The following is a 1,358-nucleotide window of genomic DNA, read 5'->3' on the forward strand; positions in this document are numbered from 1 at the left end:
GGCGGGCGGCGGACACGGGGCGGCGATCGCCCCTGCCCCGCGGGCGGCCGGCGTCATGGCGGGGTGCATGGTTGGTCCTTTCCCGAGCCTGGGGCCGGAGCTTAGCGCGGCGGGGGCACGACAAAGGAGCCCCGGGTTCTGGAGAAAGGCGCCTGCGCCCGCGTGGGAGGCGCGGGACCGGGTCGGCGCGTCCCCGGTCTTGGCCGCGGCTGCGAGGGGGGTCGGGCTCGGGGTAGGGCCGACACCGGCGATGGGGTGCATCGCTTCGCAGAACTGGGCGACGTAGCGCGGTGCAATCATTATAGCGGCGGGATCGCGACCGCGTTGCGCGGGATCAGTTTCGGCGTGGACGGTCGCTGCTTCCGGGTGCGGCCGGTCGGGATGGACCGGGCTGCGACCGATCGTGAGCATCCCCACGTTTGCGCCGTCGCACACTGCTCGGGATTGGCAGCCCGTCGAAACGGCCAGTTCACGTCTGACGTCGGATGTCCACACTATCCGAAAAGCGTCGCGGCGCCCCCGATGGCCGGGAGCGCCGCAAGCAACCGGCACTGTCTTTGGGTTGCCGAGCCCACACGAAGAGACTTTTGCTTGCGAAGCGATCGCCGCTGACGCGACAGGCTTGCCAGAATCGCACGCGGCGAGCGCGGGCGGATAACGCCGAAGGTGACGCATGACTGGGTGAGACCTGACCTTCCGCTCAAGGTCGCACGCTCTGCACGCTGAGCCGCCACCGCCCGGCGCCGAGCGGGCCCGACCACTGCCGGGCCGCGAGACGCATCGGCGGCGCATCGGCCGTGGGGCTGGGACTGGCGGAGAGGGTGTCCGCCCAAAGGGCGTCCAGCCACTTCCGGATATGTCTGCTAGGTATCTGGCAAAGCTGAGAATTTCAGCGCCTTGCTTCTAGACACGTCCAGCCCGATCCAGCACAATCCGCTCCACTCCTGGGGGTAGGGTTGTGGGTATCGGAGTTGGGCGGACATACTGCAAGCTGACAGCCCGTGCGGTCGCGACGGTATCGAAGCCCGGCTACCATGGCGACGGCGGCGGCCTGTATCTGCAGGTCACGCCGGCCGGCTCGCGCTCCTGGATATTCCGCTTCACCCGGCATGGCCGCGCCCGCGAGATGGGGCTAGGAAGCGCGCAACTCGTGTCGCTGGCCGATGCACGACGCGAGGCGATCTCCTGCCGGGTCATGCTCCACCAGGGCATCGACCCCATCGAAGCGCGCCGCAGCGAGCGCAGGCAACGTCGGGCAACGGCACCGACCTTTGCGGCTTGCGCCGAGAGCTACGTCGCCTCTCACCGTGACGGCTGGCACAATGCCAAGCACGCCGCGCAGTGGACATCGACGCTGA

The 1,358-nt window shown here is 69.1% G+C and carries 1 protein-coding gene; it reads left to right on the plus strand.

Annotated elements, in window-relative coordinates:
• Nucleotides 1-958: 958 nt before the first annotated feature.
• On the plus strand, nt 959-1,358 hold a 400-nt coding region (locus B8460_RS13760), incomplete at its 3' end, for an Arm DNA-binding domain-containing protein (RefSeq protein ID WP_148360607.1).

The sequence above is a fragment of the Acidisphaera rubrifaciens HS-AP3 genome, assembly GCF_000964365.1.
Classification (GTDB): Bacteria; Pseudomonadota; Alphaproteobacteria; order Acetobacterales; family Acetobacteraceae; genus Acidisphaera; species Acidisphaera rubrifaciens.